Source organism: Pseudomonas sp. MYb185 (genome assembly GCF_002979975.1).
In the GTDB taxonomy this organism is placed as follows: Bacteria; Pseudomonadota; Gammaproteobacteria; order Pseudomonadales; family Pseudomonadaceae; genus Halopseudomonas.
Map to the genome: position 1 here is coordinate 275,425 of NZ_PCQD01000001.1, position 26,449 is coordinate 301,873.

The 26,449-nt window shown below is 58.9% G+C and carries 23 protein-coding genes and 2 pseudogenes; 13 read left to right on the plus strand and 12 right to left on the minus strand.

Going from position 1 to position 26,449, the window contains the following annotated elements; genetic code table 11:
- The first annotated feature begins 71 nt into the window (after positions 1-71).
- The 5 genes from ribF (at position 72) to ispH (ending at position 5,900) form a co-directional block, all read left to right on the plus strand.
- Positions 72-1,010, plus strand: a complete 939-nt coding sequence (gene ribF, locus CQ007_RS01285; protein ID WP_105643101.1) for a bifunctional riboflavin kinase/FAD synthetase — start codon at positions 72-74, stop codon at positions 1,008-1,010.
- Between the two features lie 10 nt (positions 1,011-1,020).
- A complete protein-coding gene (ileS, locus tag CQ007_RS01290; RefSeq protein WP_105643102.1) occupies positions 1,021-3,852 on the plus strand; it encodes an isoleucine--tRNA ligase in 2,832 nt (943 codons plus the stop codon).
- The gene (lspA, locus tag CQ007_RS01295) at positions 3,845-4,351 is read left to right on the plus strand and encodes a signal peptidase II (protein ID WP_105643103.1); all 507 of its coding nucleotides are present in this window, start codon (positions 3,845-3,847) and stop codon (positions 4,349-4,351) included. The genes ileS and lspA overlap by 8 nt, the downstream gene beginning before the upstream one ends.
- 123 nt (positions 4,352-4,474) lie before the next feature.
- Positions 4,475-4,912 (plus strand): FKBP-type peptidyl-prolyl cis-trans isomerase, encoded by a 438-nt coding sequence (gene fkpB / locus CQ007_RS01300; protein WP_105643104.1) that lies wholly within the window; start codon positions 4,475-4,477, stop codon positions 4,910-4,912.
- Positions 4,913-4,952: 40 nt separating this feature from the next.
- The gene (gene ispH / locus CQ007_RS01305; protein WP_105643105.1) at positions 4,953-5,900 is read left to right on the plus strand and encodes a 4-hydroxy-3-methylbut-2-enyl diphosphate reductase; all 948 of its coding nucleotides are present in this window, start codon (positions 4,953-4,955) and stop codon (positions 5,898-5,900) included.
- Between the two features lie 165 nt (positions 5,901-6,065).
- Here ispH and CQ007_RS01310 read toward each other — a convergent pair whose 3' ends face one another.
- From CQ007_RS01310 to pilB, 6 genes are all read right to left on the minus strand, one after another.
- Positions 6,066-7,076 (minus strand): Nudix family hydrolase, encoded by a 1,011-nt coding sequence (locus CQ007_RS01310; RefSeq protein WP_105643106.1) that lies wholly within the window; start codon positions 7,074-7,076, stop codon positions 6,066-6,068.
- Positions 7,077-7,090: 14 nt separating this feature from the next.
- The gene (gene yacG / locus CQ007_RS01315) at positions 7,091-7,279 is read right to left on the minus strand and encodes a DNA gyrase inhibitor YacG (RefSeq protein WP_105643107.1); all 189 of its coding nucleotides are present in this window, start codon (positions 7,277-7,279) and stop codon (positions 7,091-7,093) included.
- The gene (gene coaE, locus CQ007_RS01320; RefSeq protein ID WP_105643108.1) at positions 7,276-7,899 is read right to left on the minus strand and encodes a dephospho-CoA kinase; all 624 of its coding nucleotides are present in this window, start codon (positions 7,897-7,899) and stop codon (positions 7,276-7,278) included. The genes yacG and coaE overlap by 4 nt, the downstream gene beginning before the upstream one ends.
- Positions 7,900-8,087: 188 nt before the next feature.
- Positions 8,088-8,960 (minus strand): A24 family peptidase, encoded by an 873-nt coding sequence (locus CQ007_RS01325; protein WP_105643109.1) that lies wholly within the window; start codon positions 8,958-8,960, stop codon positions 8,088-8,090.
- Positions 8,961-8,962: 2 nt separating this feature from the next.
- On the minus strand, positions 8,963-10,234 hold the full coding sequence (locus CQ007_RS01330) for a type II secretion system F family protein (protein ID WP_105643110.1): 1,272 nt from the start codon (positions 10,232-10,234) through the stop codon (positions 8,963-8,965).
- A 3-nt stretch (positions 10,235-10,237) separates the two neighbouring features.
- Positions 10,238-11,944 (minus strand): type IV-A pilus assembly ATPase PilB, encoded by a 1,707-nt coding sequence (gene pilB / locus CQ007_RS01335; protein WP_105643111.1) that lies wholly within the window; start codon positions 11,942-11,944, stop codon positions 10,238-10,240.
- A gap of 339 nt (positions 11,945-12,283) precedes the next feature.
- On the opposite strand from pilB, the pseudogene CQ007_RS19040 reads away from it, so the two are divergent.
- The 4 genes and pseudogenes from CQ007_RS19040 to CQ007_RS19115 all read left to right on the plus strand — a co-directional run.
- Positions 12,284-12,383: pseudogene (locus tag CQ007_RS19040) on the plus strand (prepilin-type N-terminal cleavage/methylation domain-containing protein); the annotation flags it as partial.
- 395 nt (positions 12,384-12,778) lie between these two features.
- The gene (locus CQ007_RS01345) at positions 12,779-14,128 is read left to right on the plus strand and encodes a sulfatase-like hydrolase/transferase (protein WP_105643113.1); all 1,350 of its coding nucleotides are present in this window, start codon (positions 12,779-12,781) and stop codon (positions 14,126-14,128) included.
- A 22-nt stretch (positions 14,129-14,150) separates the two neighbouring features.
- Positions 14,151-15,380: an O-antigen ligase gene (locus CQ007_RS01350; RefSeq protein WP_105643114.1), complete on the plus strand. Its 1,230-nt coding sequence runs from the start codon at positions 14,151-14,153 to the stop codon at positions 15,378-15,380.
- A gap of 357 nt (positions 15,381-15,737) precedes the next feature.
- Positions 15,738-15,958: pseudogene (locus tag CQ007_RS19115) on the plus strand (helix-turn-helix domain-containing protein).
- Positions 15,959-16,044: 86 nt separating this feature from the next.
- Here the strand turns inward: CQ007_RS19115 and CQ007_RS01360 are convergent.
- Positions 16,045-16,347 carry a hypothetical protein gene (locus CQ007_RS01360; protein ID WP_218278804.1) on the minus strand — a complete coding sequence of 101 codons (303 nt, stop codon included), beginning with the start codon at positions 16,345-16,347 and terminating at the stop codon, positions 16,045-16,047.
- 230 nt (positions 16,348-16,577) lie between these two features.
- Positions 16,578-17,915 carry a substrate-binding domain-containing protein gene (locus tag CQ007_RS01365; RefSeq protein WP_105643116.1) on the minus strand — a complete coding sequence of 446 codons (1,338 nt, stop codon included), beginning with the start codon at positions 17,913-17,915 and terminating at the stop codon, positions 16,578-16,580.
- A gap of 259 nt (positions 17,916-18,174) precedes the next feature.
- Here CQ007_RS01365 and CQ007_RS01370 point away from each other — a divergent pair, with 259 nt between their 5' ends.
- The gene (locus CQ007_RS01370) at positions 18,175-19,134 is read left to right on the plus strand and encodes a hypothetical protein (RefSeq protein WP_105643117.1); all 960 of its coding nucleotides are present in this window, start codon (positions 18,175-18,177) and stop codon (positions 19,132-19,134) included.
- The gene (locus tag CQ007_RS01375; RefSeq protein ID WP_105643118.1) at positions 19,131-19,646 is read left to right on the plus strand and encodes an NUDIX hydrolase; all 516 of its coding nucleotides are present in this window, start codon (positions 19,131-19,133) and stop codon (positions 19,644-19,646) included. The genes CQ007_RS01370 and CQ007_RS01375 overlap by 4 nt, the downstream gene beginning before the upstream one ends.
- Here the strand turns inward: CQ007_RS01375 and CQ007_RS01380 are convergent.
- The gene (locus tag CQ007_RS01380; RefSeq protein ID WP_105643119.1) at positions 19,609-20,310 is read right to left on the minus strand and encodes a succinate dehydrogenase iron-sulfur subunit; all 702 of its coding nucleotides are present in this window, start codon (positions 20,308-20,310) and stop codon (positions 19,609-19,611) included. The genes CQ007_RS01375 and CQ007_RS01380 overlap by 38 nt on opposite strands.
- A 154-nt stretch (positions 20,311-20,464) precedes the next feature.
- Here CQ007_RS01380 and CQ007_RS01385 point away from each other — a divergent pair, with 154 nt between their 5' ends.
- Positions 20,465-21,223, plus strand: a complete 759-nt coding sequence (locus CQ007_RS01385) for a MauE/DoxX family redox-associated membrane protein (protein WP_105643120.1) — start codon at positions 20,465-20,467, stop codon at positions 21,221-21,223.
- Between the two features lie 42 nt (positions 21,224-21,265).
- On the opposite strand, the gene CQ007_RS01390 is transcribed toward CQ007_RS01385, so the two are convergent.
- From CQ007_RS01390 to CQ007_RS01400, 3 genes are all read right to left on the minus strand, one after another.
- Positions 21,266-23,833 (minus strand): TonB-dependent receptor, encoded by a 2,568-nt coding sequence (locus CQ007_RS01390; RefSeq protein WP_105643121.1) that lies wholly within the window; start codon positions 23,831-23,833, stop codon positions 21,266-21,268.
- Positions 23,834-23,955: 122 nt separating this feature from the next.
- Entirely contained in the window at positions 23,956-24,927 is a 972-nt protein-coding gene (locus tag CQ007_RS01395; protein ID WP_105643122.1) for a FecR domain-containing protein, read from the minus strand.
- Between the two features lie 94 nt (positions 24,928-25,021).
- Positions 25,022-25,540 (minus strand): RNA polymerase sigma factor, encoded by a 519-nt coding sequence (locus tag CQ007_RS01400; RefSeq protein ID WP_105643123.1) that lies wholly within the window; start codon positions 25,538-25,540, stop codon positions 25,022-25,024.
- Between the two features lie 145 nt (positions 25,541-25,685).
- On the opposite strand from CQ007_RS01400, the gene CQ007_RS01405 reads away from it, so the two are divergent.
- The gene (locus tag CQ007_RS01405; RefSeq protein WP_105643124.1) at positions 25,686-26,438 is read left to right on the plus strand and encodes a DUF2889 domain-containing protein; all 753 of its coding nucleotides are present in this window, start codon (positions 25,686-25,688) and stop codon (positions 26,436-26,438) included.
- Positions 26,439-26,449: the final 11 nt, after the last annotated feature.

The following is a 26,449-nucleotide window of genomic DNA, read 5'->3' on the forward strand; positions in this document are numbered from 1 at the left end:
ACCCCGATGACGCCGCCCTTCGTAACCCTGTATACTTGCCGGCTTTGATCTCTTTACCAATAACGAGCGCTATGGAACTGGTCCGCGGCCTGCACAATCTGCGCCCCCATCACCGTGGGTGCGTGGCGACAATCGGTAATTTCGACGGCGTCCATGCCGGCCACCAGGCAATTCTCAAGCGCCTGAAGGCGCATGCCGAGCGTATCGGCCTGCCCGGTTGCGTGGTGATCTTCGAACCACAGCCGCGTGAGTACTTCGCGCCGAACAGCGCACCACCGCGCCTGACGCGCCTGCGTGACAAGCTGGCATTGCTGGAGCAGCAGGGCGTCGACCGGGTGTTGTGCCTGGCGTTCAACCGTCGTCTGCGTGAACTCAGTGCCGATGAGTTCATCCAGCAGGTGTTGATCGATGGGCTGGGCGTGCAGCATCTGGAAGTGGGCGATGATTTCCGCTTTGGTTGCGACCGCGCTGGTGACTTCGAGCTGTTGCGTGCCAGCGGCCAGCGCCACGGGTTTACCGTGGAGTCGGCCAATACCGTGGCGGAGAACGGCGAACGGGTCAGCAGTACCCGGGTGCGCCAGGTGCTGGCCGAGGGCGACTTCGCCCAGGCCGAGCGGCTGCTGGGCCGTCCGTTCAGCATCACCGGCCGCGTGCTGCACGGCCAGAAGCTGGGCCGGCAACTCGGTGCGCCGACGGCCAACGTCCAGCTCAAGCGTATCAGCGCGCCGCTGAACGGGGTGTACCGGGTCAGCGTCGAGCTGGACGGTGTGCGGCAGTTGGGTGTGGCCAATATCGGTACCCGCCCGACCGTGGACGGTGACGGCCGCGCGCACCTGGAAGTCCATCTGCTGGACTTCAGCGGTGACCTCTATGGCCGCCGTATTACCGTGGTATTTCATGAAAAATTGCGTGATGAACAGCGGTTTGACTCGCTGCAGGCCTTGCAGGATGCGATCAAGGCTGATTTCGCTACCGCACGAGCCCAATGGGCCGCCGAATTGAACAAGTGAGCCAGGAAAGATGACTGATTACAAAGCGACGCTGAACCTGCCCGCAACGGACTTCCCGATGAAGGCCGGCCTGCCGGCCCGCGAGCCGGAAACCCTGAAACATCTGGACAGTATCGGTCTCTACCAGAAGATTCGTGAAATCAGCAAGGGCCGCCCGCAGTTCGTGCTGCACGACGGCCCGCCCTATGCCAATGGCAGCATTCACATCGGCCACGCGGTGAACAAGATCATCAAGGACATGATCGTGCGCTCCAAGACCCTGTCCGGTTTTGACGCGCCCTATGTTCCTGGCTGGGACTGCCACGGCCTGCCGATCGAGCACAAGGTCGAGACCACCTTCGGCAAGAACCAGCCAGCGGACCAGACCCGCGAGCGCTGCCGCGACTATGCCGCCGAGCAGATCGAAGGGCAGAAGGCCGACTTCATCCGCCTGGGCGTGCTCGGTGACTGGGACAACCCGTACAAGACCATGGAATTCCCCAACGAGGCGGGCGAGATCCGTGCGCTGGCGAAGATGGTCGAAGGCGGCTTCGTGTTCAAGGGCCTGAAGCCGGTCAACTGGTGTTTCGATTGCGGTTCGGCCCTGGCCGAGGCGGAAGTCGAGTACCAGGACAAGAAGTCCGACGCCATCGATGTGGCCTTCGCCGTCGAGGACGCCGACAAGCTGGCCGCGGCCTTCGGCCTGGGCAGCCTGAGCAAGCCCGCCAGCATCGTCATCTGGACCACCACCCCCTGGACCATCCCAGCCAACCAGGCGCTGAACGTCCATCCCGAATATATCTACGCGCTGGTCGATACCGGCGACAAACTGCTGGTGCTGGCCGAAGAGCTGGTCGAGTCCTGCCTGCAGCGCTACGGCGTGCAAGGCGAGATCATCGCCCGTTGCGAAGGTGTCGCGCTGGACAATATCCGCTTCCGCCATCCGTTCTACGAGCGCTTCTCGCCGGTCTATCTGGCTGACTATGTCGAGACTGGCGCCGGCACCGGTATCGTCCACTCGGCCCCGGCCTATGGCGAGGACGACTTCCGTACCTGCAAGCACTACGGTATGGACAACGACGACATCCTCACCCCGGTGCAGAGCAATGGCGTGTATGTCAGCGACCTGCCGTTCTTCGGCGGCCAGTTCATCTGGAAGGCCAACGCCAATATCGTCGCCAAGCTCGACGAGGTCGGCGCGCTGCTCAAGCACGAGCCGATCCAGCACAGCTACATGCACTGCTGGCGCCACAAGACCCCGCTGATCTACCGCGCCACCGCGCAGTGGTTCGTCGGCATGGACAAGGTTGCCCATGATGGCAGCTCCCTGCGCCGCCGTGCGCTGGACGCCATCGAGCAGACCGATTTCGTCCCGGCCTGGGGCCAGGCCCGTCTGCACGGCATGATCGCCGGTCGCCCGGACTGGTGTATCTCCCGCCAGCGCAACTGGGGCGTGCCTATCCCGTTCTTCCTGCACAAGGAAAGCGGCGAACTGCACCCGCGTACCGTCGAGCTGATGGAAGAGGTGGCCAAGCGCGTCGAGCAGGAAGGCATCGAAGCCTGGTTCAAGCTCGATCCCGCGGAACTGCTCGGTGAGGAAGCCGCGCAGTACGACAAGATCAGCGACACTCTGGACGTATGGTTCGACTCCGGCACCACCCACTGGCACGTGATGCGCGGCTCGCACCCCATGGGCCACGACCAGGGGCCACGCGCCGACCTGTACCTGGAAGGTTCCGACCAGCACCGTGGCTGGTTCCACTCGTCGCTACTGACCGGCTGCGCCATCGATGGTCATGCGCCGTATCGTGGCCTGCTGACCCACGGCTTCGTGGTCGACGAGAATGGCCGCAAGATGTCCAAGTCGCTGGGCAACGTGGTCGCGCCGCAGGAAGTCAATGACAGCCTGGGCGCCGATATCCTGCGTCTGTGGGTATCCTCGACGGACTATTCCGGCGAGATGGCAGTGTCCAAGCAGATCCTGCAGCGCAGTGCCGATGCCTACCGCCGCATCCGCAATACCGCGCGCTTCCTGCTGTCCAACCTCAACGGCTTCGACCCGAAACAGCATGCCCTGGCCCCCGAGCAGATGCTCGACCTGGACCGCTGGGCAGTGGATCGCGCCCTGCTGCTGCAGCAGGAAATCAGCGAGGCCTACGACAGCTACAAGTTCTGGAACGTCTACCAGAAGGTGCACAACTTCTGCGTGCAGGAGCTGGGTGCCTTCTACCTGGACATCATCAAGGACCGCCAGTACACCACGGCTGCCGACAGCACCGCACGGCGTTCCTGCCAGACCGCCATGTACCATATCGCCGAAGCGCTGGTGCGCTGGATCGCGCCGGTGCTGGCCTTCACCGCCGAGGAAATCTGGCAATACCTGCCCGGCGAGCGCAACGAGTCGGTCATGCTCAACACCTGGTATGAGGGCCTGACAGCGCTGCCGGAAGACAGCGAGCTGGACCGCGCCTTCTGGGATCAGGTGCTGGCAGTCAAGATGGCGGTGAACAAGGAACTGGAAAACCTGCGCAACGCCAAGGTCCTTGGTGGCAACCTGCAAGCCGAGGTGGTGCTGTTTGCCGATGACCAGCTAGGCACGACCCTGGGCAAACTGGGCGATGAGCTGCGCTTCGTGCTGATCACCTCCGCTGCCCGCGTCGCACCGCTGGCCGAGGCGGATGACAGCGCCGTCGCCACCGAGGTGCCCGGCCTCAAGCTGAGCATCGTCAAGTCGGCGCACGGCAAATGCAGCCGTTGCTGGCATTTCCTCGAGGACGTGGGTACCCATCCCGCGCATCCCGAGATCTGCGGCCGCTGCATAGACAACATCGAAGGGGCGGGCGAGGTTCGCCGACATGCCTGAGCGACGCTGGAACGGCCTGGCATGGCTATGGCTCAGCGCGGTGGTTATCGCGCTGGACCTGCTGAGCAAGTGGGTTGCCGAGTCGAGCCTCGGCCTGTATCAGCAAGTGCCGGTGATCGATGGGCTGTTCAGCTTCACGCTGGCCTATAATACCGGGGCCGCCTTCAGCTTCCTGTCGGATGCCGGCGGCTGGCAGCGCTGGTTCTTCATTGCCATCGCGGTGGGCGTCAGCGTCATGCTGCTGGTCTGGCTGTCGCGCCTTGGCCGCGACAAATGGCTGGAAGCCGTCGCGCTGGCGCTGATCCTGGGTGGCGCGCTGGGCAACCTGTACGATCGTATAGTGCATGGCCATGTGGTGGACTTCATCCTGGTGCACTGGCAACAGAGCTGGTTCTTTCCGGCTTTCAACATCGCCGACAGCGCTATTACCGTGGGTGCTGCGCTGCTGATACTGGATATGTTCCGGCCGAAGAAGACCGCCACCAAGACAGCCGCATAGCTGCCGGGCCGGCACTGGAAGGTCGGGTTCCATCCCGACCAGCGGTATACCGGGTAACACCCACGGGCAAGATGGAACTCAACCGGGCCGCCGACCTGCTACTGATATATTCGAGAACCAGACATGACTGACATCCGCATCAACCACGACACCGAAGTGACCCTGCACTTCACCCTCAAGCTGCCCAATGGTGATGTGGTAGATTCCACCGAGGGCAAGGCCCCGGCGACTTTCAAGGTTGGTGACGGCAGCCTGCTGCCCGGCTTCGAGAACAGCCTGTTCGGCCTCAAGGCCGGCGACCGTCGCAGCCTCGAGATCGAACCAGAGCGTGGTTTCGGTCCTGGCAGCCCACAGAATATCCAGACCATGCCCCGCGACCAGTTCAGCGACATGGAACTGGAGCCCGGCCTGCTGGTCATCTTCAAGGACGCCGCCGGTGGCGAAATGCCCGGCGTGGTCAAGACCATTCACGACAGCGTGGTGGATATCGACTTCAATCACCCGCTGGCGGGCAAGGTCATCACCTTTGAAGTGGAAATCATTGCAGTGAAGGCTGCTTGAGTCTATTACCCTGTTCATGACCCAGCATTCGAGGCTTCCCATGCAGATCAAACTGGCCAACCCGCGCGGCTTCTGTGCCGGCGTCGATCGGGCCATCGAAATCGTCAACCGCGCACTGGAAGTGTTCGGCCCGCCGATCTATGTGCGTCATGAAGTGGTGCACAACAAGTTCGTGGTCGAGGACCTGCGCAACCGCGGCGCGGTTTTCGTCGATGAACTGGATGAGATCCCCGATGACGTGATCGTCATCTTCAGTGCCCACGGTGTCTCCAAGGCCGTGCGTGATGATGCCGATGCCCGTGGCCTCAAGGTATTCGACGCCACCTGCCCGCTGGTCACCAAGGTGCATATGGAAGTGTTGCGCTACAGCCGCGACGGCCGCGAATGCATCCTGATCGGTCATGCCGGTCACCCTGAAGTGGAAGGCACCATGGGCCAGTACGACGCCAGCAACGGCGGCGCCATCTATCTGGTGGAAAACGAGGATGATGTCGCCCGCCTGCAGGTCAAGGACCCGTCGCGCCTGGCCTTCGTCACCCAGACCACCCTGTCCATGGATGATACTGCCCGGGTTATCGACGCTCTGCGCCAACACTTCCCGGCCATCGAAGGCCCGCGCAAGGACGACATCTGCTACGCCACCCAGAACCGCCAGGATGCGGTCAAGCAACTGGCCAGCGAGTGCGATCTGGTGCTGGTGGTCGGCAGCCCCAACAGCTCCAATTCCAATCGCCTGCGCGAGCTGTCCGACCGCATGGGCACGCCGGCCTACCTGATCGACGGTGCCGACGAAATCCGCCCCGAATGGCTGCAGGGCGCCACCAACATCGGCGTCACCGCCGGCGCCTCGGCCCCGAACGTACTGGTACAGCAAGTCATCCAGCACCTGCGTGACAGCGGCGCAGAGGGTGTCACCGAGCTGGCCGGGCGTGAAGAGAACATCGTGTTCAGCATGCCGAAGGAACTGCGGGTGGTGGAGATCACCTGATAATATGGGTTGTCGCGCGCCTGCGCGATGACAGGGCGTTACTGCGAGCGCTCTCCCAGCAGCGCTAAGGAAGGCCGATCGCGGCCCGACCGGGTTCCATCCCGGCCAGCGGTGCTGCAGAACTGCCTGCGGGCCGAGCTGGAATTCAGCCCTCCATGACCCCCGTCAGTCCCACAACCGACGAATACCCGCCACTCCCTGCGCACCGATCTTGAACGCCTGTGGCAGGTCATCAGGCGACAGCCCACCCAGCAGGTACACCGGAATATTCACCGACTCGATCAGCTCGCCAGCACCCTCCCAGCCCAGGCAGGGAGCACCGGGATGGCTGGCGGTAGGCGTCACTGGTGACAGGGTGATGAAATCCACTCCGAGTTCCGCCGCCATCGCCAGTTCCTCGGCGTTGTGGCAGGAGGCGGAAATCAGTCCCTGGGCACGCTGCATGGAAGGCCGATCCCGGCCAGCGGTGTTACTGGCGACACTGCTGGTCGAGATGGAACTCGACGGGGTCGCCATCGACCCTCCATGGTGCTCCCACATCCTTCTGAGCTGCCGACTGGTCAGGTGCCAGCCAACACCGGGCCAGGCAGGCGGTTCATCACCTTTGAGCAGCCACTGAAAATCATTGCCGAACTCAGCCAGTACCCGCTGCGCCAGCGCCTGGTAGGCATCCTCCGCCAACCCCGTCTGGCGTAGCTGCACTAGCTTGATGCCTGACGCGCGAGCCCGCTCCAGCCCGGCAAACAGCTCGGCCTCATCATCCATGTCAGGGGTGATCAGATACAGTTCGGGCAACTGCGCCGCCTGCACGATAGGCCCGTTGGCTGCAGGAAAGTCATACTCATCCAGTTCCGCAGCGGACACCCAACGCACCGGCTGTCCCTCGGCACCATGCGCCTGACCCTCGAACCCGGTCACCAGCCATACATCCAGACGTACCGACTTGTCCGGGTAATCATGGCGAATATCCAGCAGCGGGCGCGCTTCGGTCGCAGTGATGCCCAGTTCTTCACGCAACTCACGCACCAGGCCAGCAAAGCGCGACTCGCTATCCTCCAGCTTGCCCCCGGGAAACTCCCACAGGCCGCCCTGGTGAGCGTGATCGGGACGTTTGGCGATCAGAATACGACCTTGCGCGTCACGGATGACGGCAGCGATGACATGGATACGACGCATGAATCTACCTGGCTCTACTGGGTGGGAATATCTTCGGAAAACACATCCTGCTCATCCTCATCACCGGGAATCACATGTTCCTCGGCGGCCCAGGCACCCAGGTCGATCAGGCGGCAGCGGGGAGAGCAGAAGGGGCGGTCGGGGAAGCTTTCATCCCAGGTTACCGGGGCCTTGCAGGTGGGGCATGCTACGGTGGTGGTCATGGCTTGGCTCCTGTGCTGAGTGCCAGATAGTACTGGTGCAATTGATCTACCTGTTGGTGCAGAGCCGCCAGGTCCTTGTCATTGGTGATGACGTCATGGGCATGGCGCAAGCGATCCTCACGCTGTGCCTGGGCCTGCAGAATGGCCCTGACCTGCTGCTCGGGAACATTGTCGCGGGCGGTGGTGCGAGCGATTTGCAGCGCTTCGGGTACATCCACCACCAGCACGCGCTGGGTCATCTGATATTGCCCTGACTCCACCAGCAGGGGCGATACCAGTAGCGCATAGGGCGATTCGGCGGCGGCCAGGTCGGTGATGATCTCGTCGCGGATCAGCGGGTGCAGCAACTGTTCAAGCCAGCGACGCTGCTCCGGGTCCTGAAACACCCGCTCACGCAGTACCGCACGATTCAGCGTGCCATCGTCCTGCAGCACGAGGTCACCGAAGCGGTCGACGATACGATGCAGCGCCGGCCGCCCCGGCTCGACCACCACCCGCGACTTGATATCGGCATCCACTACATGAATACCATGCGCCTCGGCAAACCGCGCCGCCGCCGCGCTCTTGCCACTGCCGATGCCGCCGGTCAGGCCGATGATGAGCTTGTTCGAGGGAGTCATTGCAGTATCAATGCCTTGCGTTTGTATTGAAGGCAACAAGTATACGGAGAATGGGCTTGAAGGCGTAGGGTAGCGGCATTCCCAAGAGCCCGCGCTCGGGGTGTAGCGCACCTGCGCTACGCCTGGCGAATCAGCAGATAATGCACGTCATCAGGCATGATCGCAGTTCGAGGCGTCCGATCCGAACGCTAGAACCCCGCAAACCGCAGGTAGGTCCCGGTAATCTCATCCCCCCAGATAATCGCGATCCACCCGGCAATCGCCAGATAGGGTCCGAAGGGCAGGGGAGTGGAGTTGGAGTCACCGCGTGCCTTGAGGATGATGATGCCGAGGATGGCCCCCACCAGCGACGACAGCAGAATGGTCAGTGGCAGCACCTGCCAGCCGCCCCAGGCGCCGAGCATGGCCAGCAGCTTGAAGTCGCCATAACCCATGCCTTCCTTGCCAGTGACCAGCTTGAACAGCCAGTACACCGACCACAAACTCAGATAACCGAACACCGCGCCCCACAGTGCCGAGTGCATATCGGTAAACAGGCCGAAGCTGTTGGCGATCAACCCCAGCCACAGCATCGGCAGCACGATGGCATCGGGCAGCAACTGGGTATCGGCATCGATCAGGCTCAGGGCAATCAGGGCCCAGGTCAGCAGCAGAACCCCGGCGGCAGCCCAGCCGAAGCCGTACTGCCAGGCCACCAGCATGCTCAGCACCGCGGTCAGCAGCTCCACCAGAGGGTAGCGCGGGCTGATCCTCTCCCGGCAGTTGCCGCAACGGCCGCGCAGCAGCGCATAACTGATCAGCGGCAGATTCTGCCACGGCTTGATCTCCGCCTGGCAGTGTGGGCAGTGGGAGTGCGGCAATATCAGGTTGTATACCGGCTGCTCGGGCAGTGGCTGCTCAGGCTCCAGCATCTCCCGGGCCTGGCGCAGCCAGTCCCGCTCCAGCATCTTCGGCAGACGATGAATCACCACATTGAGAAAGCTGCCGACAATCAAGCCCAGCAGGCCAGCGACTAAAACAAAGGCCAGCACATGGCTGGCCATATAATCGAGTAAATTCACGGTTAACCTACAACATTACCCAGTTGGAAGATTGGCAGGTACATGGCGATGATCAGGCCGCCAATCAGCACGCCCAAGACGGACATGATCATCGGCTCGAGCAGGGTAGTCAGGTTGTCCACCTTGTTATCTACCTCGGCCTCATAGAAGGTGGCGACCTTCTCCAGCATACCGTCGAGGTTACCCGACTCCTCACCAATGCCGGCCATCTGGACCGCCAGGGTGGGGAATACATTGGTGGTACGCATGGCAAAGTTCAGTTGGGTACCAGCGGAAACATCCTGTTTGATATTATTCACTGCGTTGTAGAACACCACATTACCCACTGCGCCGGCCACCGAGTCCAGTGCCTGCACCAACGGTACACCGGCGGCAAAAGTGGTAGACAAAGTGCGGGCGTAACGAGCAACCGCTGCCTCGTAGATAATCTGCCCGACAATCGGTGCCTTGAGCAGGGCGCGATCCTGAGCATCACGGAAGGGTTTGGAGCGCCTATTGATATGTGTGTAAGCCCAGCAGAGAGCGATTATGCCGATCAGAATAATAAACCACCATGACTGCAGCCATTTGGATAGTCCAATTACCATCAGCGTAAAGGCAGGCAGGTCGGCTCCAAAGCTACCAAACACCTCTTCAAACTGTGGTACTACCTTCAGCAACAGAATAGCAGTAACAATCACCGCCACGATTACCACCGCAATCGGATAGGTCATGGCCTTCTTGATCTTGGCCTTCAGTGCTTCGGTCTTTTCCTTGTAGGTGGCAATACGGTCGAGCAGGGATTCCAGCCGACCGGACTGTTCACCGGATTCCACCAGATTGCAGAACAGCTCATCGAAATACTGCGGGTGCTTGGCCAGTGAGGCGGCCAGGGTATTACCCGAGGCCACATCGGTCTTGATCTCGTTGATCAGCTTGGCGAAGTTGGGGTTGGCGGTACCTTCGGCAATGATCTCGAAGGCCTGCACGATAGGCACCCCTGAAGCCATCATGGTGGCCAGCTGACGAGTGAAGAACGCGATATCCAGCGGCTTGATCTTCTTGGCGCGGGGGCCGAACAGCGAGGACTTCTTGTGAATCTTGGTGACCAGAATGCCCTGCTTGCGCAGCTGCGCCTTGATCAGCGCCTGGTTGCTTCCCTGCATCTCGCCGGACAGCTTGACGCCCTTGCGGTCCTTGCCTTCCCACTTGAAAGGATAGATCTTTTCTACCTTGGCTTTCTTCACGGGTTTGGCGGCGGGCTTGGTCCGTTTCACTGCTGCTTGCTGGGCCATGACTTAATCCTTGGTCACTCGGTTCACTTCCGCCAGGCTGGTGACACCCTGTTCCGCCTTCATCAGCGCGGATTGGCGCAAGCTTCTGAATCCTTCACTCTGGGCTACGTCGGAGATCTGAATGGAGTTGCCGTCTTCCATGATGATACGTTGCATGGCCGGCGTGATCTTGACCACCTCGTAAATCCCGACTCGCCCTTTATAACCGTCCTGACAATTTTCGCAACCCACCGGTCTGTAAATCGTTAACCCGCTAGCAATTTTCTCCTCGGTGAAGCCTTCTTCCAGCAATGTCTCGCGGGGCAGGTCGAGTGGTTTCTTGCAATGGGAGCACAAACGGCGGGCCAGGCGCTGGGCGATGATCAGGTTGACCGAGGTGGCGATGTTGAACGAGGGCACGCCCATATTGCGCAGGCGGGTGAGTGTTTCCGCCGCGCTGTTGGTGTGCAGGGTCGACATGACCATGTGACCGGTCTGTGCCGCCTTGATGGCGATCTCCGCCGTCTCCAGGTCACGGATCTCACCAACCATGATGATATCTGGATCCTGACGCAGGAACGCCCGCAGCGCCTGGGCAAAGTCCAACCCCTGCTTGGGGTTGACGTTGACCTGGTTGATGCCCTCCAGGTTGATCTCCACCGGGTCTTCGGCGGTGGAGATATTGCGTTCCATGGTATTGAGGATGTTAAGACCGGTATACAGCGACACCGTCTTACCCGAGCCGGTCGGCCCGGTAACCAGAATCATGCCCTGGGGTTTATCCAGCGCATCCATGTACATCTTCTTCTGGTCATCCTCGTAGCCCAGGGCATCGATACCCATCTTCGCGCTCTCGGAGTCCAGAATACGCAGCACCACCTTCTCGCCCCACAGGGTAGGCAGGGTGTTGACCCGGAAGTCGATGGCCTTGTTCTTGGAAATCTTCAGCTTGATGCGGCCATCCTGCGGCTTGCGCCGCTCGGCCAGGTCCATCGAGGACATTACCTTCAGGCGGGCAGCGATCTTCACACCCAGTTGCACCGGTGGCTTGGCCACCTCATGCAGGATACCGTCGGTACGAAAGCGCACCCGATAGGTCTTCTCGTAAGGCTCGAAGTGCAAGTCAGAGGAGCCTTTCTTCACCGCATCCAGCAGCATCTTGTTGACGAAGCGGACAATGGGCGCGTCTTCAGCATCGTTGCCGGCATCCTTGCGCTTGTCGTCCTCGGTGATGGTCTCGACCTCCAGACCATCCAGGTCGGCATCGGCCATTTCGCCCAGACCGCTGCCGGCGCTGTCCAGGTACTTGTCGATGGCGGTGCGCAGCTTGTCATCCTCGACAATCACCGCGTCGGTCATCAAACCGGTATTGAACTGGATATCGCTCAGCGCCTGCTGATTGGTGGGGTCGGACAGGGCCAGGAACAATCGATTGCCGCGCTTGTATAGCGGCAGCACACAGTGCTGGCGAATCAGCTTCTCGCTGACCAGATTCGGCTCAGGCTGGCTGTCACGGTCCAGCGCCGTCAGATCCAGATAGGGATAGCCGAATTCCTCAGCGCAGACCATCGCCAGATCACGGGCCTTGGCCAGCTTGTGCTGCACCAGGTAGGTAATGAAGGGAATCTTGTCCTGACTGGCCTGCCTGCTGGCTTTGCCGGCCGCCTGGGCATCCAATAGTTCTTCCTGAACGATCCGCCGGGCCAAGCCGGAGAGGACGGGGGTATCCATAGGTCAATCTCGGTACGGTGTAAGGACTGTGGCGACTATAGTACAGCAAGGCCTTGCTACACAAAGTGGATAGTCACAAAAGGCATGTAGTGAAAGGACTCAGCTGACAAAAATCGTCACATGCTGACGCCCCAGGGTTGTAGCGCCCCTGCGCTACGACAGCCCGGTCCACGCTACTCCCATCCCCATCAACTCCCCCACACCCCTGTAGGAGCGCCACCCCGGCGCGATTACCCACTCCAAAACACCCACCCCGGCGCTCCAAAAACCAACCTGGCACACAAGCTGCACTAGCTCCATCAGCCCAACGGCTATCTCACATACAAATGGAGTTGAGAAATGAAAGCTCAAATGCAGAAAGGTTTTACCCTTATTGAATTGATGATCGTGGTAGCGATCATTGGGATTCTGGCCGCCATTGCACTTCCGGCTTACCGCGATTATATGGATAAAGGCCACATCAGCTCCTGTAATGGTGAAGCAGCAGCTCATGTCAAAGCTCGTGCCGCCGGTGTTATGGCGCAATTTGATGAAGCTGATTTGCCTTCTTATGTGGCAAAAGCTTGTGCGTCTGGCAGTAATACTGACCCGAGTGAGCTGTCTGAGTTGACTGGGAGTGCGACTTTCGTAACCAAAGACACTGATGCTGTAGGTATTACCTGTTCTTGGGAAACTGCCAGCTGCTCGGTAGGTAGCTAAAGTTCTAATAACTTAGCTTATCTGCATCTAAAATATAAGAGGTAGAGCCTATAACAAGCCCCATCTTCGGGGCTTGTTTTTTACCTCACTATTGGATTTTTCTAATTCGTAGTATTCCTGCATGGATAGCACCCTATGGTCCTGATCTGCCTGGCTCTGATCAATGCAGGTTTCTTGGTTTTCAGTTGGTGGTTTGATCTCGCCCGACCAATATTAAATATTGATTATGCTCTGGCCTTGCTGCTGATTGCGCTAGGGTGGCGTTGGGCTGGTGGGTTACTTACGGTCATGTTTCAGTTGGTGGATATGCTAGTGCTTGTGGCCCAGGTACTTCCCTTCCCTCGAGTCGCTGACTTGTTGTACTTACTGTCCTTTGCACCGATGGCCTCAGCATCCTTGTTGGGGCTGCTTGCCATTGCACTGAGCCTCGTGGCTTCGAAATTTGTTACTTTTGTATGGCTGGGACAGAAGGTCACCTTCAAGTCGGGCTTGCTGGTATTCAACCTGTTGCTGCTGATGCTGTATTTGGGGTCTATCGATGGCAGACAGACCGGTACTACCTATAGGCATGCCGAGGGTGGTATTGTTGCCAGTCAGACCGCTACTTTCCTGTCCATGCGCTCCGATTTGTTTATCGAATACTATTCTGGTGAAAGTCCCCAGTTGCAACAGCGCTCTCCAGGTGCCAGTGGGCCTTGGTTTGATGAGCTAGCGCATGGACAGCTTGCACCACGATTGCTGTTGGTTGTGGTGGAGTCCTGGGGGGCGCCGCATGACCCTGCAATACAAAAAGCCCTGCTGGCTCCATTACAGAAGCTGCCGTTGGAGTTCTGGGAACAGGGTACCTTGAATATTGTGGGTAATACCCTGGATGGGGAGCTGCGTGAACTCTGCAAGCTTCATAGCAGCCGTTACAATCTCACCGATATAAAAGAGGGCTTTGAGGGCTGTCTGCCTAATAAATTACAGAAGTCGGGATATGCTACGGCGGCTGTACATGGAGCAACCGGCATAATGTACGATCGTCACCAATGGTATCCTCGGGTTGGTTTTCAGCAAAAGACCTTCTTTGAAAGCCGTGCCTGGCCTCGCCGCTGTTTTTCTTTTCCCGGCGCATGTGATCAAGATATCGCCGAAGAGGTGGAAACTTATTTTTCAGCCGACGGTACGCGATTTATGTATTGGCTGACGCTAAACAGTCATACTCCTTATGATCGGAGAGATATCCACTCGGCTGAGGGCTTAGATTGCCAAGATTTTGGTGTTGATACGCATTTAGAAGTATGTCGTAACCTGCTATTGCAAGCCCAGTTCTTTGCTGATTTTGCGAAGCTATTAGGTACAAATGCCATGGCTGGAGTAGAGGTGGTTGTAGTGAGTGACCATATTCCAGTAATAATGAATGCGCAGGAGCGCCAAGAGCACTTTACTGATGGTGTTATACCTTGGGTTCGCCTAGCAACACGCCCCGCTAATGCTCGTTGAGAGATGATCTGGAGAAGCTGCGATGCAGTTACTGTTGGGAATGGAGGCTCGCTTTGTGCGCTTGAACATGGCAACAGGGATGCTGCTGCTTCTGGTTTTTATTACACCCTTTCTAAATTGGAACTCAACGGCAGTCTGGGTAAACTCTCAGATAGCGCTAATGCAATTGCTGTTTACTTTCTTACTATTGCCAGAGATGAAGCGCTGTGCAGTGTGCATGTTCAAACAGTCTTCAAGTTTTAGGCTGACGCTCGGTTTTGCTATTGTTGCCTGTGTCGGCTGTATGCTTGTTAATCCGGATACGCTGTATAAAAGTAGGCTGTGGCTTTACTGGATTCAGTTATTTTTCTTTGTAGCAGCGGTCGCTTGGTTTTCCGGTCAAGGCGATAAGAGGCTGGTCTTGCTGCTTGCTAGTAAGCTATGCTCCGTAGTCTTGGTATGTGTTTTTTTATTGCATGCCATGGAGGGGGATGTGGTCAGCAGGCGGGATGTTGACTTCCCTTTTTATCGAAATGTTCGGCACTTGAATTATGATTTGGCCGTGGGAGTAGTATATGCTATAGCACTCTGGGTCATGGTGCGAGGTGGGGTGCTGAGTGGATCTTTGTTTTTTTTACTGTTCGTAGTATTTGGTTTTTTTACCTTGTTCACCGAAGGGCGCGGGCAGTTGCTGAGTTCATTGTTTTTCTTGTTTATTGGTTTTTTCGCAATGTCCAGTAGCATGGAAAGGGCTGTGCTGGCAAAAGCTGGTGTTGGTTTTCTGCTGGGCGCTGGGTTATTGATATTAATGTATCCTGAGACGCTGGACTGGCTGCTGGCTCGGAGCTTTTCTGATAGTCCTGACCGTGTTTCATCTGGTCGATTCTTTATGTGGGGCCAGTCCATGGAAGTATGGCTTAATAATAGTCCTGGCTTGATATTTATCTTGTTTGGGTTGGGGCCTGATAGTTTTAGGTTGTTGAATGTGTCGCCGGGCTATGTACATCCTCATAATAGTCTTATACAGGTTGCGCTGGAGTTTGGCGTAATTGGGGTTTGTCTTCTTTTCTATATTAAATTACAGGTGCTCAGGCTGGTTGGTCGTATTGTGGGAGCTGAGCGGCAGGTGCTACCATGTTTAATTGGTGTTGGGGTGTTATGCATGCTGATTTATAGTTTGATTGATGGAGTTCTCTATCACGGCAGCCCCTTGCTTATGTGTGTTCTGATGGGAGCATATATTTTTTCATCGGTTGAGAATTATCGTATCTGATGAGAGCTAAATGTCGTGCTGGTTAGGGTGAAAATCAATAATCGGAGTTAATGGTCGAATAAAATTGGAATGTTGAGTCAATGACTCTGATAGTCCATGCGTACTTCTGTATTGACAGGCTTGCTTTTCTCTAATGATGATGTTGTTGGTCCGGCGCCAAGCAGGAAAAGTTCTATAATATGGGAACGCAAAACATGAAATTTGCATAGTCTTTTACGGTTATGAGCAGCGTGGTGGATCAAGAGCCGCGCTATTATCATTTCTCGTCTGTTGTACGTATGGTAGTTGTTGCTGAAGTGGAGATGATCGCCATGGGTAACTCTTCAACACTGTGCTGGAAAAGCGTGTAGCAGATGGATGATTCAGCGGGGCGAACGACAGCCCTCTTGAGATTTCTCCGTGGATACGATGAAGGTGAAGGAGATTCGTAAGGGCGGGTTTAAGTCAGGCTAAATTTGCTGCCGTAATTGATGTTCAACTGGGTACTTTGCGCAATTGAGAGCAAAGTTGGCGCTTTGCTCCGAGCCATTTACAATGACTCGGAGCATGTGCTGCAAGCGCTGGCCCATTTAGAGTGAAGGACAGAGGAAAATCTATCTTCATCTGGCCCGATCTACATTAGCCTAGCTTCAACATGTCCGGTAGGCTTGCCCCGGACGCTTTATCAATCCAGATCGTCCAACGTGACAGTCAGGTCCCGTGAGGCGACATCCACGTTCCAGAAGGTGTATGAGTCGCCATCCTCATCGATCAGCCGAATATCGAAAATCGAGCTGGGATACCCTTTGAGTGTCACGCGCTTCACGGAGCCGTTAGGCAGAACGTCGCTGCCTAGCACATCCTCTTCCCAGTCCGTCGCTTTCCCGGGGCTGACGTACAGGTGCCAGATGATGTAGCCGGTTTTGTTGGTGATGTCGATGTAGTAGTCCGCTGCGGACGAGGATATCGCCCAGAACAGAGATACCATCAGAGTCGCTAAGCGAGCTGGGCGCATGGTGAGTCCTCGTTAAACAAAGGGCTGAGGTTTGCTACTTCGGGAACAGCGATAATGGTTACATATTGATAGCACAAGGACATGAAAATGCGCCAGTGTTGCTTAGGGGGCAGCCGGTGGATCCTTCGCCTTCGCGAAGGATGACAGAGGGGGGGCGAAGGATGGCGGGATAGTGAGTGCCGCCATTCCTCCTCTTTACTTCCTCAATACACCCAAAGCTCAACCCGCCGATTCTTGAAACGCCCATCGTCATCGGTATTGGCAGCCACCGGCAGGTCGTCGCCTATGCCGATGGTGTCCTTGACGAAGATGCCGTGGCCGACCAGGGCGGCGCGGACGGTCATGGCGCGCAGGCGTGACAGTAGCTCCGCGCCTCTTTGCCTGGGGTCGCCAAAGCCTACCAGCACCACCTTGTTCTGGGTCTTGCCTTGCGCGTGCAGGTAATCGAGCAGGCGGTCGATATCCTGGTGGGCCTTGTTGTCCAGCCGGGCGCTGCCCTCGGTGAAGCGGATGTTGAACGACAGGCGTTGAGCTTCTTCGGCCAGTGTGCGGTACTCATCCGGCATGTAGGGCTGCGGGGTGACCTGCATGGCGGTGATGTTCTGGCCGACAAAGCCGACCTGATCGACGATTTCCTGGCCTGCCTGGCTCTGGGTGAAGGTGACCAGCGCCTGGGCCAACGGGTTGCTCTCTTCGGGGCTGCTATACATGTACAGCCGGCGTGACAGGGGATAGTCCTCCGTGGCGACCAGCTCCTTGCTGGGTAGCATGGCGCGGGAGTCGCCGGCCGAAACGGCAAGCGCCTTGGCCTGTTCGACAGAAGCCAGGCCGACGAAGCCAATGGCATTCGGGTCGCTGCTGACCGCAGCGGACAGCGCGGCATTGGACTCGTAGCGTTGGGCATCCGCCTGCAGGTCGAGTTGCCGGGGCGTCAGGACCAGGTCCCTGAAGGTCTCCCAGGTGCCGGAGTTGCCGTCCCGTGCATGCAGACGGATCTCGCCTTGCTGGCCGCCGAGTTGCGCCCAGTCCGTGACCTGGCCGGAGAATATCCGGGCGATCTGTTCGACATCCAGGGTACTGATCGGGTTCTCGGGATGGACGATGACGGCCAAACCGTCCAGACCGATGATCTGCTCTGCCACCTTGCTGCGCATATCTCCAGCGTCCTTCAGCGCCTCGACCTCGCTGTCCTTGATGGGACGGGACGCCGCCGCAATCTGTCCCGTCTGGTCGATCAGGGCGGTAAAGCCTGTGCTGGAGCCGTGGGCATTCAGGCTGATCTCGATCGGCTCGGCCTGGGCACTGATTGCCGAGATACGGTGTTCCTGCGTGTCGGGGTTGAGTTGCAGCTGTATGTCCGTAGCACCCGACTCTTGCAGCATGCCTTCGACCAGCAGGGGAGCCAACCGGGCGCCTATGGTGTTGGAGCCATTGATCTGCAACTGCAATGGGGCGGTATGCGCCTGGAGAGACAGGCAAGCGAGCCCGGCAAAAACAACCATCCGAATGCGGGCCTGCAATCCTGATGCGATTTTCGACATTTCTACACCTTGTAATGACAGAACAGTTCCCAGCGTTCGCTGGGACTCAGCAGTAACGGGCCACCATGGCCGATTTGTCGGGAAGCCGTCTTCCACGCCCCCTTTAGCGCGGGGGCGTCATTGTAGCTTCCGATGTGCGACAGTTTTGCGAATGGCTTCTTGGGTAATGATCAGCGGGAGGGTAGAACAGGCGTAGCGCAGGCGTGGAGCGGGGCGCTACACTCCGTTTCCAGCGCTAGGGATCGAGGAGGCGGGACCGATGCTGTTCAAGGAAAAACTGCTGCTGTCCAATTGTGATTCGGTGCGGGCTCTGGGCGCTGATGAGTTGCGCAAGCGTGTTCTCACCGGTCTGGTTTTTGCCGATGGGGTGGTGCTGTCGCCCAATGCGCTGATCGACAATCTGCAGGTGGCTGAGGTTCTCGGTCAGTCCAATGTAATCCAGTACCTGAACGAGGAGGGCAGCGGTAAGCTGGTGATCCGCGGCTTTGGGTTGGCACAGTATGCGAATCTCGCGGAGTACTACGACGCGTTACCGGGCAATTTCATCCTGTCCAGCATTCCCGGTGCGCCATGCAAGGAAAGGCTCGACCGGTTCCAGCGTCGTCACATGCAGGACAGGGTCGCCAGGTTGCAACAGGCTTTGCAGCATATCGGGCCGGTCATGGAAGACCTGTCCTTGCCGCAGGAAAGTCTGCGGGATGAGGTGTTTTCCCGACTGCGCGAGCGTACTGCCATCAGCCATTTTTTTGAAAGCGACGGCGATTACAATCTGTTCCTGTTGGGGGCCGATAAGGTCATTTCACGTTCGGAGTGGTATGCCTACGCGAGTCATTTCTTTACCAGCCGGGGACTGGATGTATTTGCGCGTTTCCGTGCCGAGGTAGTCGACCCAGCCTATAATTCGCTGTTTGCGGTAACCAATGAAGGATTCCTGCAGGATGATATTCGCTACCTCACCGGTATCCCCGAAATCATTCTGGATACCAGTATCGGCTTCAAGACGCTGCGCAAGGAAATCGCCTTGATCCAGTACCCGCTCAAGGTGTTCGAATTCATTTCCAGCTTTGGCTCGGGCGAGATCTTACGTTACCTGACCGATGAGGCGATCAGCTATATGGAAGACAAGATGGTCGACTCTGGCAAAAGCTATATGACGCGCAAGAACTGGTTCGGTATGTATCCGCGCATGCGTCGCTTCATGGGACTGGAGATCAAATGAGCATTCAATACGAGAACCCCTGGTTCAAGGTGGTGCGCGATGGCCGCTTCCACTACGTGGTGGAGAACAAGGCGGACAATGGCGCCGCTGTGCTGGCGCTGCTCGACGATAAGGAGTTTCTGTTGCTGCGCGTCAAGCGCATGGCCCATGCCGGTATCCAGCGGGAAATTCCCCGTGGCTATGGTGAGCCCGGTGAAACCAGTCTGGCCTGCGCCCGCCGGGAGTTGGCCGAAGAGACCGGCTATCTGATCGACGAGAGCCGACTGAGGCTACTGGGCCGCTTCAAACCCAACTCGGCGATTTTGGCGTCGACCATCGACCTGTATCTGGCCCAGGTAAACAGCAGCGATCTGACCGAACAACGGGATGACGAGGCGGAGGCCGTTGAACGCATCAGTGTGGCTGATATGCGGCAACTGCTGCGAGATGGGGCGATACAGGACGGCTTCACCCTGGCGGCGCTGGCCCACTACTTCAATTCTTTTTCAGCATCTCCCGCCGAATATCGCTGATCGCCTGCATCGGATTCAGGTGTTTGGGGCAGACCCAGCTGCAGTTGCCGATATTGCGGCAGCGATACAGGCTGAAGCGATCGGACAGGCGTTGCAGCCTGGCTTGGGTGGCGGTATCGCGGCTGTCGGCGATAAAGCGATAGGCCTGCAGCAACACCGCCGGGCCGAGGTACTTGTCCGGGTTCCACCACCAGGACGGGCAACCCGAGGTGCAGCAACCGCACAGAATGCATTCATACAGGCCGTCGAGCTTGGCACGCTCCTCCGGCGATTGGCGGTATTCGGTGGCGGGCGGTTCGCTGTCGTTGATCAGCCAGGGCTTTATGCTAGCGTACTGGGAAAAGAAGTGCGCCTGATCGACGACCAGATCGCGAATGACCTCCATCCCCGATAACGGCCGGATGATCAAGCGGTCACCATCCAGTTTATCGGTGACTGGGGTGATGCAGGCCAGGCCGTTCTTGCCATTGATATTCATGCCGTCCGAACCGCAGACGCCTTCGCGGCAGGAGCGGCGGAAGCTGAGTGAGCTGTCGATGGTTTTCAGGTATTCGAGAACATCCAGCACCATGCCCTTGCGATAGTCGTCCGGCACATCGAACTGCTGCATCCAGGGTTGGCTATCGCGTTCGGGGTTATAGCGGTAGATCTCGGTGCGGAACATGCTGTTTCCTTCCCGGCACTCCGGGGCTTGGACTGCTCTGCAAGCATAGGCCAGCACCTGGACTTGTACCACCGAAACGCAGAAGCTGCACTGTGCTGAATTTACTCGGGGCCCTGGAGTCAACAGAACAACGGGGTGAAACGAGAGCCACAGCATGCATACCGATAAACTGCCGCAGAAAGCCGCCATCTACCGCATGGTCATGCCCGAGCATATCTGCCCGTTCGGTTTGAAGGCTCGCCACCTGCTGCGCAGCAAGGGCTATGAGGTGGACGATCATTGGCTGACCACCCGTGCGCAGACCGATGCATTCAAGGCCGAGCATGATGTGGAGACTACGCCGCAGGTCTTTATCGAAGGTGTACGTATTGGTGGCTATGATGATCTGCGGCGCTATTTCGGCAAGGCAGTGCCGGGGCCGGAGGCGACCAGCTACCGCCCGGTGGTCGTGGTGTTCACCATGGCGGCGCTGCTGGCGCTGGCCATCAGTTGGGTGGTCCTCGGCAGTCTGTTCACGGTTCGCGCGCTGGAGTGGTTCATTGCCCTTGCCATGAGCATCCTGGCCCTGCTCAAGCTGCGTGACCTGGAGAGTTTTTCCAGCATGTTCCTGGGCTATGATCTGCTGGCCCAGCGCTGGGTGCCCTATGCCTGGCTCTATCCCTTCGGCGAGGCGCTGGCGGGGATTCTGATGGTTGCCGGCGCGCTGCTGTGGCTATCCATTCCGGTGGCGCTGGTGATCGGCTGTGTCGGCGCGGTGTCGGTGTTCAAGGCCGTATATATCGATAAGCGCGAGCTGAAATGTGCCTGTGTCGGCGGCGACAGCCAGGTTCCGCTTGGTTTTGTGTCGCTGACGGAAAACCTGATGATGGTGGGGATGGCGCTGTGGATGTTGATCAAGCTGTGGTGGCATTGAAGGCACCGCACCTGGTAGCAGGTGCGGCGCGGGCGTGAGCGATCAGATATCCCACACCAGATTGATGGCGAAGTTGCGTCCGGGCTGGGTCAGGCGGTCGAGGTTGGCCGGGCTGAGCACGGCGGCTTCGCCGACGCCGTCATAACCGCGCACGTCATCCCACAGCCAGTATTTCTTGTCGGTCAGGTTGTACAGGCCGGCGCTGACGGTCACATCATCGCTGACCTTGTAGAAGCCGGTCAGATCCAGTATGCCGTAACCGGGCGTTCTGAACTGGCTGCTGACGCCATCCGGGGTATTGAAGCTGCTGTCATCGACGCGGTTCTTCTTGCGCGCCAGGGTCCAGCTCAGCAGCGCACCGTAGTCCTCCTGCTCATAGCCCAGGCCGAGCACACCGGTCAGCGGATTGATGGCATTCAGCGGCTCGCCGGTGTCCTTGTTGCGGCCATGGGCATAGGCGATCGAGCCCTGGGTGTAGAAGCCCTGCGGAGCGCCCAGTGCGTCGAGGTTCAGGCGGCCCTTGAATTCCACACCCTTGATGGTGGCGTGGCGGATGTTGTTGCTCTGGAAGGTCGGCTCTTCGTAGCCGGGGGTGATGGCATCTTCATCGATAAAGTTGCGGTACTTGTTATAGAACACCGCCACATCGAAGTTGCCATGCTCGAAGTTGCCGCGCAGGCCGGTTTCGTAGCTGCGGCTCTTTTCCGGTTCCAGGTTCGAGTTCGGCTCCACGTTGTAGCCGCCGGCGGGGTTCTCGAAGCGACCATACAATGCCTTGGCGGTTGGCGTGCGGAAGCCTTCGGCATACTGGCCGTACCAGGTGAACTGTTCAGTCAGTGCGTAGGTCAGGCCGAGCTTGGGTGACAGCCGCTCCCAGCGCTTGGTCTGGTCGCTCACGGTATCCAGGTCATCAGGGTTGACGGTATTGAGGAACTCGTCGGTGATGTGCGGCTTGAGCTCGGTATGGTCGTAGCGCAGGCCGGGCAGGAAGGTCCAGTTGTTCCAGCTGATCTGATCCTGGACGAACAGGCTGTAGGTGTCGATGGTCGGATCAGGGAAGTCGCTGGACTTGACCAGCACATCAGCCGGGCTGACGGCCCCGACGGCACTGCAGCCGGCACCCACGGCCAGGCAGACGCCATTGCCTCTGCGTGACCCGGTGACCTTCTCCCGCTTGAGGGTGGTGCCGTAGGTCAGCAGGTGTGCGGTTTCACCGAGGACGAAGGCTTTGTCCAACTGGATATCCGCTACCCACTGGCGCTCCTGGAACAGGGTCTCGCGGCTGCGCATCACGTTACGCGAGAACGGGAAATAGTTCTCCAGGGTACGCTGGTCGGTCTTGGCGGTCTGGTAGTTGAAGCTCCATTTGGCATTGTCCGCCAGTACGGAATCCAGGGCGAAGCGGTGTTCCAGGCCGAAGCGCTCACGGGTGACGGTATCATTGCCGGTGCGGGAGCGGTACATGCCCATCGGCTGGCCGTTGTTGAAGGGGCCGCCTACGGCGCTTCTCTGGTCGGTATCGCGGTCGTCCTTGTACTTCTCATAGGTCAGGCCCAGGCGTGCGTCATCGGCGTAGTTCCAGCCGACCTTGGCCAATACGTTGCTGGTGCGTGCATCTTCCGGGTTGGCTGCGGTCCGGGTCAGCCCGGTGCTGTTGTCATTGCCGTAGGACTCGGTTTCATGGCCATCGCGGCGGCTGTAGTGCAGCAGGCCATCGACCTGGCCGCTACGCCCGGCGACGGTGGCGGATTTCAGCCAGCTCTCGTCTGCCGAGCTGTAGCCGGCCTTGAGGCGCGCCCCGGCATCTTCATCGGGTTTGATGATGTCTTCCGGGTCCAGAGTGTAATAGCTGACCACACCACCGATGGCGTTGCTGCCATACAGCGCCGATGCCGGGCCACGCAGTATTTCCACGCGCTTGACGATTTCCGGGTCCACATAATTGCGCTGGGTCTTGGCGTAGGGCCCATTGAAGAATCCGCCGGGAATTTCCACCCCATCGACCTGGGTCAACACCCGATCACCGTCGATGCCGCGGATGTTGTAACCGCTGATGCCGCCGCGCTGGCCGGCGCCACCCACCGATACACCCGGCTGGTCACGCACCAGCTGCCGGATGGTGTTGACATTGTTGCGGTCCAACTGCTGGCGGTCATGGCTGGTCACGGTGTTGGCGACGCTGTTGACGCCCTGCTCCTGGCGTGTGGCACTGACGGTGATCGGCTGCAGGATCAGGCTGGTGGTGCTGCTGTGCTTTTCCACAACGATGCTGTTGCTACCCAGCTTGCGATAGCCCAGGTCGGTACCGGCCAGTAGCTGATCCAGTGCCCGTTCTGGCGCCAGGGAACCGTTCACTCCGGGCGATGCGACACCCTCGGCCAGCTCGGCGGACAACCCGATCTGCCAGCCGGTAACGGCGGTAAAGGCATTCAGCGCAGGTACCAGGGGCTGGGGAGCGATAGCGAACTCATACTGCCCCATGCTACGGCTTGGTTGGGCGTCCGTGGGAGCAGCCAGCACCGGTGCTGCCTGGGTGCCGGCCAGCAGGATGGCGGCAGTCAGAAGGGATAGCGTGCACTGGCGTGCGTGCCGGGAAGGGGAAGAGGACATCGTTGGTGCTCCGTCTCGCAAGGATCTGATGATTTCCTATTCGCATACATAAATGCGAATCAGTTGCATTGGAAATAACGAGACGAATGAGAGCGACTGATCGCGTAAAAATAATCGCCGAATCAGTTGAGCACGATCAGTGCGGGGAACTCCTGCAATCGCGCGGAGGTGATATGAGCCAGCGAGCGCACCACCTCCAGCGGTTGATCCAGACGATAGTTGCCGGTTACGGCCACATCGGCCAGGCGCGCATTGGTGTTGATGATCCAGCCGGGGTAGTAACGGCGCAGCTCGGCCAGCACCTCGCTCATCGGGCTGTTCTCGAATACCAGCCGGCCCTGGGTCCAGGCCAGGTCCTTGTGATCAAGCAGGGTTGGTTGCTTGAAACCGTTGGGCCCGACATGAATGCTCTGGCCAGCTGAGATGCGCACCCACGCGCCACTGTGCGCTGCCTGCAGGTCGACATCGCCGCGCTGCACTCCGACATGCGCCACCCCATCCTGATAGCGTACGGCAAAGGCGGTATCCCGTACGCTGGCGCGCACCGGGCCGACATCCAGTTCCAGCGGTCGATCCCGGCTGTCCGATATCTCGAAGAAGGCCTCGCCCTGGTGCAGGCGGGCGATACGCTGTTGTGCATCGATGGTGCTGGAAAAGGCCGAATTGGTATTGAGCAGCACGCTGGAGCCATCCTCCAGATGCAGACGTTGCTGCTGGCCGACGGCGGTCAGATGATCGGCCTGCAGACGCAGTGGCAGGTCGCTGAAGCTGAACACGCCCAATACCAATACAGCTGCAGTAGCGAGCATTCGCCAGCGCCGCGCCCGGCGGCGGGGCAGGGTACTGGGCGCTGCTGGTGCGTTCAACTGCCGGGCGCACTGCGCCACCTGCGGGCTACCCCAGATGGCCTGCGCCCTGTGGAACGCCTCTGCATGCAATGGCGAGACGTTCAGCCAGTCATTGAACTGCCGGGTTTGTTCCGGGGTTGGGCTTTCCAACAGGACCAGCCACTCCAACGCCTGATCCATGATCTCGGCGTTTGCTGACTCCCCGCCCTGGGTAATGGCGGTCGGGGTGTTGTGGGTATCCGTCACGACTATTCCTCGGCTGTCTCGTTGCACGGGTGTTTTTAGATGGAACAGGGGGCGGGGTCAAGAAAATCAACCGCATCCGACGGTGATGCCTGCCTCAGGAGTGATTCAGCCGGTCGGCCACACTGATGCAGATAGCCATGATCAGCTTCAGCTCCTTCTGTACGGTGCTCAGGGATACGCCCAACTGCCCGGCGATCTCCTGATAGCTGTGGCCGTGAACCCGGCTGAGAATGAAGATCTGCTGCTGACGTGCGCTGAGCTGGCTGATGCTCAGATTCAGCTGCTCAAGCAGTTGCTGGGCATGGGCCGCGTCCTCCGCGCTGCTGGCGGGAGCGGCGATACCTTCGACCACCTCCATGGGCACATCTTCCACCACCGTGCGTGCCTGGATACGCCGCGCGCGTAGATGATCGAGCGCCAGATTACGCGCCGTCTGGAACACGAAAGGCTCCAGATGATCGATGGCCCGCTCACCCAGGGCACGGCTCACCCGCAGGTAGGTTTCCTGCAGCAGGTCCTCGGCGGTGCTGTGGTTCTGGACCATGCGTTCGAGCGTGCGCAGCAGAGACACTCGCTGGGCGAGAAAGACATGATTGAAATGCGATTGGCTCACAACAGGACCTGGTTCGTATTTGCATTAATGATAATGCTTATCATATGCGCAGGCAATCGGGTTCATCTCCCTCCTGAACCTTTCTGCTGTGTCCAGAACCGCGTAATCTGTCAGGTAAAGAGATAAAAAGATCCGAGGCAGGCCCATGCAAGTGCTGCAGTCCCCCCATGTTTTCTACCGCCGTGTGCTCTTCGAGGTGAGCGCGACCGAATGCCAGGTGGCCATGGAAGATGAACACCACTACTTTGTCCTCAACCTGCGCCATGACGGAGCGCGCATCACCGCGGTCGACAGCACCTCCCGACGTACCCCCTGGACCCTCTGTCCCCAAGCCGCGAGCCGCCTGCAGGAGTTCGTCGGCCAGCCCCTGCGCCAGCGCATCGCCGTCAACCTGCCGGATATCGACGGCAAGCAGCAATGCACCCACCAGTACGATCTGCTGATGGTCGCCCTGTCCCAGGCCCTGCGACCGGGGCGGCGTGAATACGTCGCCAAGGTGATCGGCGCCATGCATGAACATCGTCATGCCGAACTCTGGCTGAACGATGAGAAACTGCTCGACTGGCGTCTGCGCGGCACCGTCATCGACAGCCAGGACCAGTTCGACCAACGCGACCTGCGCAACATCCTGCCCTGGGCTGATGAACACCTGGATGACCAGAGCCTGGAAGCCCTGTACGTGCAGCGGCGGGCGGTGATGGTGGCGGCAAGCAAGGGCATCGACCTGGACCGTATCCCCAATGCGGGCGTAGCCATGCGCGCGCGGGCTGGCGCCTGTTTTGTGTTTCAGCCGGAGCGGGCGGAAAGTGCCGTGCGGGTGTTGGGTAATACGCGGGAGGATGTACGTGGGCCGGAGGATCTGTTGGTGGGGTGGGGCGAGCATCTGGCGGAGGTGTGAGCCAGGACATA

What these genes read in the sequence shown, in the direction of transcription:
- ribF (WP_105643101.1), top strand. Translation starts at nt 72, where the DNA reads ATGGAACTGGTCCGCGGCCTGCACAATCTGCGCCCCCATCACCGTGGG.
- ileS (WP_105643102.1), top strand. Translation starts at nt 1,021, where the DNA reads ATGACTGATTACAAAGCGACGCTGAACCTGCCCGCAACGGACTTCCCG.
- lspA (WP_105643103.1), top strand. Translation starts at nt 3,845, where the DNA reads ATGCCTGAGCGACGCTGGAACGGCCTGGCATGGCTATGGCTCAGCGCG.
- fkpB (WP_105643104.1), top strand. Translation starts at nt 4,475, where the DNA reads ATGACTGACATCCGCATCAACCACGACACCGAAGTGACCCTGCACTTC.
- ispH (WP_105643105.1), top strand. Translation starts at nt 4,953, where the DNA reads ATGCAGATCAAACTGGCCAACCCGCGCGGCTTCTGTGCCGGCGTCGAT.
- CQ007_RS01310 (WP_105643106.1), bottom strand. Translation starts at nt 7,076, where the DNA reads ATGCGTCGTATCCATGTCATCGCTGCCGTCATCCGTGACGCGCAAGGT.
- yacG (WP_105643107.1), bottom strand. Translation starts at nt 7,279, where the DNA reads ATGACCACCACCGTAGCATGCCCCACCTGCAAGGCCCCGGTAACCTGG.
- coaE (WP_105643108.1), bottom strand. Translation starts at nt 7,899, where the DNA reads ATGACTCCCTCGAACAAGCTCATCATCGGCCTGACCGGCGGCATCGGC.
- CQ007_RS01330 (WP_105643110.1), bottom strand. Translation starts at nt 10,234, where the DNA reads ATGGCCCAGCAAGCAGCAGTGAAACGGACCAAGCCCGCCGCCAAACCC.
- pilB (WP_105643111.1), bottom strand. Translation starts at nt 11,944, where the DNA reads ATGGATACCCCCGTCCTCTCCGGCTTGGCCCGGCGGATCGTTCAGGAA.
- CQ007_RS01345 (WP_105643113.1), top strand. Translation starts at nt 12,779, where the DNA reads ATGGTCCTGATCTGCCTGGCTCTGATCAATGCAGGTTTCTTGGTTTTC.
- CQ007_RS01350 (WP_105643114.1), top strand. Translation starts at nt 14,151, where the DNA reads ATGCAGTTACTGTTGGGAATGGAGGCTCGCTTTGTGCGCTTGAACATG.
- CQ007_RS01360 (WP_218278804.1), bottom strand. Translation starts at nt 16,347, where the DNA reads ATGGTATCTCTGTTCTGGGCGATATCCTCGTCCGCAGCGGACTACTAC.
- CQ007_RS01365 (WP_105643116.1), bottom strand. Translation starts at nt 17,915, where the DNA reads ATGTCGAAAATCGCATCAGGATTGCAGGCCCGCATTCGGATGGTTGTT.
- CQ007_RS01370 (WP_105643117.1), top strand. Translation starts at nt 18,175, where the DNA reads ATGCTGTTCAAGGAAAAACTGCTGCTGTCCAATTGTGATTCGGTGCGG.
- CQ007_RS01375 (WP_105643118.1), top strand. Translation starts at nt 19,131, where the DNA reads ATGAGCATTCAATACGAGAACCCCTGGTTCAAGGTGGTGCGCGATGGC.
- CQ007_RS01380 (WP_105643119.1), bottom strand. Translation starts at nt 20,310, where the DNA reads ATGTTCCGCACCGAGATCTACCGCTATAACCCCGAACGCGATAGCCAA.
- CQ007_RS01385 (WP_105643120.1), top strand. Translation starts at nt 20,465, where the DNA reads ATGCATACCGATAAACTGCCGCAGAAAGCCGCCATCTACCGCATGGTC.
- CQ007_RS01390 (WP_105643121.1), bottom strand. Translation starts at nt 23,833, where the DNA reads ATGTCCTCTTCCCCTTCCCGGCACGCACGCCAGTGCACGCTATCCCTT.
- CQ007_RS01405 (WP_105643124.1), top strand. Translation starts at nt 25,686, where the DNA reads ATGCAAGTGCTGCAGTCCCCCCATGTTTTCTACCGCCGTGTGCTCTTC.